Raw genomic sequence first — 7,708 nt, forward strand, 5'->3', positions numbered from 1 at the left:
CTTATAGGGACAAACATAAATACACTTGCATTCTCTAATATTTATTTCCATCCTCCATTATGTACTGGCTTGATTCTATAGTATTATCCTGTGTTTTTATAGACTGATTAAAATGAATGTTAAGACCTTTTTGGATTTTAAATTGGTCCACGTTCCGCTTCAACAAGTCAGCTTGACCACTAAGCTCCTCACTTGCTGCCGCGCTTTCTTCTGCAGTCGCACTATTGCTTTGAATAACAGCGGATATTTGTTCAACTCCTATTAATATCTGAGACACTGCATCTGATTGTTCTTTAGAAGTACGAGCAATATCATTAACAAACTCTCGCACCTGATCTGATCCTGCCACAACATTTATCATTGACTGTGCGGTGATATCAACAATTTTAGATCCCCGCTCAACCGCTTGCACTGTTTCTTCAATGAGCATAGTAGTATTTTTTGCCGCATCTGCTGATTTCTGAGCCAGATTTCGAACTTCATCCGCAACAACAGCAAATCCTTTTCCAGCAGAACCAGCTCTTGCTGCTTCAACAGCAGCATTTAGTGCCAAAATATTCGTTTGGAATGCGATATCCTCAATCGTTTTAATGATTTTACTGATTTCTGCAGATTTTGCATTAATATTATTCATAGCTACTTTCATTTCTTGCATCTGACTATTACTATTGATAACCTCTTCAGAAGTAGACACAACTTCCCGGTTCGCCAAATCAGCATTGTTTGCAGTATTCTTAATTTGCATTGAAATATCAGAAATCATTGCCGAAAACTCCTCAATGCTGCTTGCTTGCTCCGTTGTTCCCTGGGCAAGTGATTGTGCTCCCGATGATACCTGATTAGCGGCCATTGCAATTTGATCTGATGATGATTTAACATTTTCAATTGTCAGAGAAAGATTTTCTGAAATGTTGAGAAGAGAATCCTTTATTTTTGAAAACTCTCCTATATAATCTTGTTTCAATTCAAAACATAAATTCCCCTGTGCAATATGATTTAAAATATGTGCTATTTCTTGAATATACTCTTTATACTCAACCAAAGTTATTCCTATCCTTTTGAATGAATCAATCAGTTCACCTACTTCACCACTTGCTTTGGTATGTAACTGCACATTAAAATTTCCTCCAGCTATTTTATTAGCAGCTTTGGATACTTCCTTTATTGGTTTTGAAATTTTTGCACTTGTAATTATACCAAACAAAATAGCTAATAATGACACAATAGAAATAATAATCATTTCCAACCGAATTAAATTTATAATGGGGCTAAGTATGTCATCCTTATCCAAAAGCGCTACATATCGCCATTTTGTCTTTTCACTTTCTATAGTCTTAACTAAATATGCTTTATTATCCACTTCCAATTCATTGAAATCTGCACCTGATAAAATAAGATTACTTAATTCATTTCCATATACCTCTGCTGCATTTTTAAAATTATTATCACTGTTACTTGGATCTGCAATAATCGTTCCGCTATCATCAACAATGATAAAATGTCCTTTTGTATCTTTCCCTGCCTTGTCAACCATTTCTGTAATCTTATCCAAACTCATATCTAATGCAACAACACCGATTACATTCCCATTGGTATCTTTCAACACTTGTGAAGCACCTAAGATAACAATGTTATCCGTTGCAAAGTAGTAAGGATCTCCTAATACTGCTTTATCTGGATTATTAAGGGCAACAGGGTACCATGGTCTCTGTCGCGGATCAAAAGGGCCTTCCATATTCCCTTCTGGATATTGAACATATCCTCCCGATTCCACCCCCATATATACATATTGATAATTAGGATGTGTTTCTCCAAATTCTTTAAATCGCTGGTAAATTTTCTGTTCGACTCCGCCATTTTTACCAGGTGTCATTTGCGTAATTCCATTATTATTTATATAACTTGTCAGAGATCCATCTGCCTGTTTTATTATTGCATCGTTTGCAAGCCCACTTGTATTATTCATTAATTCATCAATGATTGAATCAATATTACTGTTAAACATCTCAAGCTGCTTATTGGATGCTCTCTTTTGTTCAGACATTATACTTTTACTCGTAAAATTTGTAAATATTATAGAAACTAAGATTAATGGACACAATGAAAATAATAAAATAATTATACTAAGCTTTACCTTCAAACTGAAGTTCATTTTTTTCATCATTATGATCATTCCTTTCAATAAAATGAGTGTTCAATATCTCCTAATAAATTTATCTTTGGTATTTTTACTGATAAATTCAATCCATAACGCAAGTTTTACAAATCAAATTATCACTTTATTTCTGTTAACTCTTCTATTTCTAAAATTGCACCTCCTTTCAAATAAACATCAATTATTATAGACCTAATTAGCAAAAATTTTAAACTTCTCAAAGAAAAATTACTTCAAAAATTATATTATCAGTTTCTTTCGCATAAACAATTAACATTAAAATCTTTTCTATTTTTTACTACTAATTGCTATAAGTTACTACATTTTCTACAAATTATTGCAAATTACCACATTTTTCTACTTCCTATTATATTGTATTTATAAAAATTATGCAACAAATTCTTTTAACCCATGACTATCCTGGAATTTTAGTACATCTCTCCTCAACCTACCAATGATTCATAACCAGTCCAGGACAATAAGTTCGCCGTCCGATTGGGGCGGCGGTATATTTACTGTGTTTTTAGTGAAAGATAACTTCAAATTATCAACATTTTCTAAGGTATAGAGTATTCCCTTATTCCTTAAAATTTACATTTTTCAAAAATAACCTGGTCTATCCCAAAGGGACCGGTACGGCACCTTTTGTTATTTTCTTTGCCTGATTCCATGGTTGAACTTCTGTTTTTACGGCTACATACGGCTGCTTTAGAGCCTCCTGCATCAATAAGAAAAAATAGTTATCCTGACAGCCCTCTGCAAAGGAATAAAAGCTGTTACCAGTCAATAGATATTCTTTCATTCCAAGGAGACAGCGTAACATGGCAACTTCATCATCCGTAAACCGTTCCCTTGCAAAAGGATTTCTGTAGAGACATTCCCCTCCAAGATTAATGGAATAGGTGGACAATGTATTAATGTCCTGGGTAATTTGAAAGGTTTGAACTAACGGCTGGTTATCTTTGGTCAAGCTGCGTACAATATCATCATCCATTTCCCCACGAACCCCTTGTATATTTAGATGACGGGTTCGGATTTTGGAACGGTATTGTACATTAGACGCGAAATCATAAAAAGCTACTTTTCCGCTTTCAAATTCTATGGTGTATCTTGATCGGTCAGCCATGACGACCTCTCCATCTGTCTTAATTCCATCTCTGGAATCGGTGATCGTCACAGGGAATTGAAAGTTTTTACCATTTATTTGGGCTTTTTCAAATCCAACTCCTAACAGCCTTCGAATTAAGCTGACACCGTGATAGTCATGAGCCCAGGATATGGATAAGTTATGAACCTCGCCTAATATTCCTTTTTTTAAAGCCTTTAATTTTGCCTCATAAAGCGGCTGAAGAAAATACTGTTCCGCGATCTGAATCTTGGCATTTTGTTTTATAGAAATGTCCCACAGGGAATGAAGATCATTTAAGTTCATGGCAGGCGGTGTCTCTACTAACATTGGAATGCCATAAGAGATTAACTGCTTTACCATCTCAGGATTTCCATCCCTTCCAATGGCTATCACCACAAAATCAGGATTCGTAGATAAGCATTCCTTTATAGTCAAAGCTGTTGGAACGGAATGGGTTTGGGAAAATTCGGCTGCTTTCTCTTTATTTCGGAAGAATACAGAGGTTACTTCAAATTGTGCAGATAGAACAAGGCCTATTCTTAAAAAAGCCATCGCCCGAAATCCATTTCCTATTATAGCATATCTAATTTTAGTCATGGGGCCCTCCTTTGATTATTAAATAGCAAAACTTCTAATATATTGCTCCCTATAAAATTCCCTTCTGTTAATATTGACATAGATGGATTCTTCTTTTTGTAAATATCCAAATCAAATGGCTGAACACTGAAATCCTCCATCATTTTGTCCGAGCCTCAAATTATCAACATTTTCTAAGGTATGAAGTATTCCCAAATTCCTTACAGTTTACATCTTTCAATAATTATTAATTTTCTATTTCTATACTTAAAATCGTATCATAGAACATTGTATTATTGTGAGTCAGAAAATAAATAAGTGTGATTGGCCACAATATTGAAGCTGTTATTTTAATTAACGTATGTACATATGCAAATTCAAATTTTATCTTATCGACATGCTGATAAGGTTTTATATTCATGATTTTTTTACCCACAGTGAGTTCAGAAAATTTATAATCTGCTATAAAAAAATAAGCAAATAATATAATTATCATTATAACCATATAAAAATTAAATATTAAATCTATAAATATATACAAATTCGAATTTAATAAACAAGCTAATAATAACAATACCACAAGGGAGTTAAAAATATAAAATAAAACAATGTCAATTATAGCTGCCATAAATCTTTTCATAGCATATTCCTCCAACTTTTAAACTTATTGACGAAGCGAAAATTCATAGGGCAAATATTCAGATAAAAATAAGTATTTAATAATAAATGCATTCTCTTCGTCTTTAATATTATCCATCTCGAATATGCCATTTTCAATTTTTTCCGAAATTATTGGATAGGAATACATCTCTTGATCAATAATAATACCTATATGTTTTCCTATATTCTGTTCTGTAAAATTTCCAAACTCCTCAGCAGCTTTTTTACATAAATGAACCTCTAATGAATAATTAGATTTACCGTCTAATGGTTTAAAATAAATTTGAGCCGATTCAATTAAATCATTTGAACTGTTATCCAATATTGTATCGCCATTCTCATCAATAAAACAAATATTCCCCCTACGACATAATTTTTCAATCAATTCTTCTGATTTATCAATACCTTTTATAGTTACAATTATAGATTGGTTTTTAGTACTTGCTGTCCCATCTATTTTTAATATTTTTATTCTATTTTCTATTACATCACATGCTTGCTTAAGCTGAGTTTTAGATATATTCTCTGTTGTATCTAGAGTTATAGAAAATGTATGTGAAGAATAGATAAAATCCTTCATTTGTATACAACCACTTAAGGTTAATAGAATTACACATATGATAACTATATGCAATCTCTTTTTAAACCTTTTATTTTCTCTAATAATTAGATCTCTGCTTTGAAACACTCCTTCTACCTCTCTAATGAATATCCAAAGTTAGCTCTCATATGCTGCATAATGAAAGCCGTAGGAAGATGTACTTTTTTCCATCATTTCTATTACTATACTTTTCTTTCCCATCTTTCCTCCATTTTCACACATGCTCTCGCCTTTACACTGCATCCAGCCTTTACAAAAATGGAATGGAAGATACTAAACTATAAAAACTCTTGGGTCATATCAGCCTCATACATAATCCATCACTATCTTTGATGTATAACTACGCAAGAAGAAACTACAACTAAAATGAGGGCAATTTGGAATTGATTGCCCCCCTTTTTTTATAACTTCAGAGAATATAATCTTCTATCAATCAGGAGTTCTCTTCAAGCAAAACTCTGACAGACAGGGGTATCGAACAGAACTGAATAAAATCTGTCGGTTGTTTAAAAACTTTAAACCGTCAGTAACATCTTACTTTATGTCTTTTTTAATTCTATTTTTATGATTAAATATCCAATAAGCAATCGCACCAGCTGGTACCGATAAAAACACCTGTATACCAGTTGAATATTTCATTATTTTAGGCATAAATAGCGTATACACAAAAAATCCCACTTGAACATTTTCTGTTACAGTGAAGCATACACCTCCATATACAATCATTATTAAAAAAATCCATAATCCCCAACGTTTCTGCTTCTTTTTTATACAAATACTTGATGTATATAAAGTAAAAATCACTTCTAGTATGGCACAAAAAGCCATAACCCATTGTGCAAAATCAAATTTTCGCCAAGTACTAATTTTTCCTGTTGGCTCCTCCAGGCGTTTTAATTTAAAATAATTTAGCCCAGACTTTCCATTATAATTTTTATCAATTGATAACTCAACCTGAAAAGTATCCTCGGGACACTCTATTTCATAGGTATATAGTATCCCTGCAGGTCGTTTTCCCTCAGCAGGTCTATATTTTTCACCACTCTTAGTATAAGTATATGTTTTTTTTATACCCCAAATTTTCAAATGTTTACTAAAAAGTTCAGCATATGATTTTCTTGCTTTTTCTGTATTAGCACCATGAATCCATAAACGGTAAGCTGCTTCCTCATCCTGATTATTAAATGCCTCTAGATATTGCTCTAAATAGGATTCTGGAGTCATATTTACTGTATCTTTATATACTGGTTCTGGTTCTTTTAAATTTACTGCATCACTATTGTACTGTATACTTATTTTAGATGAAACATTATCGACATTTTTATTTTGATGTTTAATTATTGCCAGAATAAAAATCAAGGCAGTGAGCATTATAAATGCTCCTAAAATTATAAGTATAATAATCCAAATAGATTTTAATAATTTTTTAACTGGTCTCAATACTTTACTTTTAATTCTTACTCTTCCTCCATTTCTATATCGAATTGTGAACTTGGTTTATCACTAATTAAATTTTCATAATACCAGAAATATTCTTTTTTTCCCTTCACCATATATTCAATCACTTCGGTAGGACTTTGCCCTTCAATTTTTATCGTTTTAACTTTTTCAGTACCAAAGCTGCCATATATAAACCTATCACCTTTGTTAATGCTAAACTCTGACATGAAATCATATAATGGAGCAAATTCACGCATTGTTTGTAACGGCCCTGACATTATCCAGCCCCCCATTTCTGTAAGCTCCACTGACATAAGTGCATATTGCTTTATTCCATCAGTTTCCTTTACTTTAAATTTACTGGCAACTAATCCTTCTCTTTTAGAATCTTTAATGGTGTGATAAAACATAGTTGCGTACTCATCATTCTCAAAAACTTTAATTACATCGTTCACTTTATGCATATATGGATAACGTTTAAAATAGTAATCAACATTGAACGAAAGTGCCTCCTCCATTGTGTTTGCATACACTAGGTCCGGAGTTTCGAAATTGGGTATTTCCCAATTTCCATCTTCATCTATTTTTATATTTGCCAAATTGGTTTCTTTTACTTTACTATTGAGATATGTTAATGCAAAAAAAACGACAAATGCGCCCATTACCATTAAAACAAATACAGTCAAGATAATAAGGATATACTTTTTTAAATACCTTAATAACTTCATCATTCTGCTCCATTTTTATTTTCATATTTTTTATAATATATCCTGATAATAGGCTATAATATTAACTGTCCGTCTCCGCCATTCCCCTGACATAGAAACGATTTTCATCCTGAAAGCAGATACTCCGATCCGCCTTCCAAATAAGCAATAAAACCTAAACAATTTCTACCTGAACCTGATATATAAACTGGGTGCCCAGCGGGCGCGGCCGCAAGCCCGACAACTTCCGTAGCACACAGATCTAATAGCCTGTTCAGTAAGGCTGTTTGTTCTTCTTCATATGAAAAGGCAGGAAATCTAAATTACAGTTTGGATCATCTAATCTAATATTCGGAGGATCACAGAATGTAATCAAACATTACTATTCCTCAATTTCTATATTAAGTTCTGTGCTGGGCTTATCACTAATTAAATTTTCA

6 protein-coding genes are annotated in these 7,708 nt (G+C 32.8%); all 6 read right to left on the minus strand.

What is annotated here, in order from left to right:
* Positions 1-34 precede the first annotated feature (34 nt).
* Complete coding sequence (locus tag DS742_RS21240) at positions 35-2,164, minus strand: methyl-accepting chemotaxis protein (protein ID WP_170313540.1); 2,130 nt, start codon at positions 2,162-2,164, stop codon at positions 35-37.
* A gap of 607 nt (positions 2,165-2,771) precedes the next feature.
* Positions 2,772-3,881, minus strand: a complete 1,110-nt coding sequence (locus DS742_RS21245; RefSeq protein WP_117418969.1) for a Gfo/Idh/MocA family protein — start codon at positions 3,879-3,881, stop codon at positions 2,772-2,774.
* Positions 3,882-4,107: 226 nt separating this feature from the next.
* A complete protein-coding gene (locus DS742_RS21250; RefSeq protein ID WP_170313541.1) occupies positions 4,108-4,500 on the minus strand; it encodes an RDD family protein in 393 nt (130 codons plus the stop codon).
* A 24-nt stretch (positions 4,501-4,524) separates the two neighbouring features.
* Positions 4,525-5,100 carry a SecDF P1 head subdomain-containing protein gene (locus DS742_RS21255; RefSeq protein WP_147325835.1) on the minus strand — a complete coding sequence of 192 codons (576 nt, stop codon included), beginning with the start codon at positions 5,098-5,100 and terminating at the stop codon, positions 4,525-4,527.
* Between the two features lie 555 nt (positions 5,101-5,655).
* Positions 5,656-6,492: a hypothetical protein gene (locus DS742_RS21260; protein ID WP_117418973.1), complete on the minus strand. Its 837-nt coding sequence runs from the start codon at positions 6,490-6,492 to the stop codon at positions 5,656-5,658.
* Positions 6,493-6,578: 86 nt separating this feature from the next.
* Complete coding sequence (locus DS742_RS21265) at positions 6,579-7,292, minus strand: hypothetical protein (RefSeq protein ID WP_147325836.1); 714 nt, start codon at positions 7,290-7,292, stop codon at positions 6,579-6,581.
* Positions 7,293-7,708: the final 416 nt, after the last annotated feature.

This window comes from Lacrimispora amygdalina (genome assembly GCF_003432035.1).
Lineage (GTDB): Bacteria > Bacillota > Clostridia > Lachnospirales > Lachnospiraceae > Lacrimispora > Lacrimispora amygdalina.

Coding starts and splice junctions, on each gene's coding strand:
- DS742_RS21240 (WP_170313540.1), bottom strand. CDS start 2,164: ATGATGAAAAAAATGAACTTCAGTTTGAAGGTAAAGCTTAGTATAATT.
- DS742_RS21245 (WP_117418969.1), bottom strand. CDS start 3,881: ATGACTAAAATTAGATATGCTATAATAGGAAATGGATTTCGGGCGATG.
- DS742_RS21250 (WP_170313541.1), bottom strand. CDS start 4,500: ATGAAAAGATTTATGGCAGCTATAATTGACATTGTTTTATTTTATATT.
- DS742_RS21255 (WP_147325835.1), bottom strand. CDS start 5,100: ATGAAGGATTTTATCTATTCTTCACATACATTTTCTATAACTCTAGAT.
- DS742_RS21260 (WP_117418973.1), bottom strand. CDS start 6,492: ATGCTCACTGCCTTGATTTTTATTCTGGCAATAATTAAACATCAAAAT.
- DS742_RS21265 (WP_147325836.1), bottom strand. CDS start 7,292: ATGATGAAGTTATTAAGGTATTTAAAAAAGTATATCCTTATTATCTTG.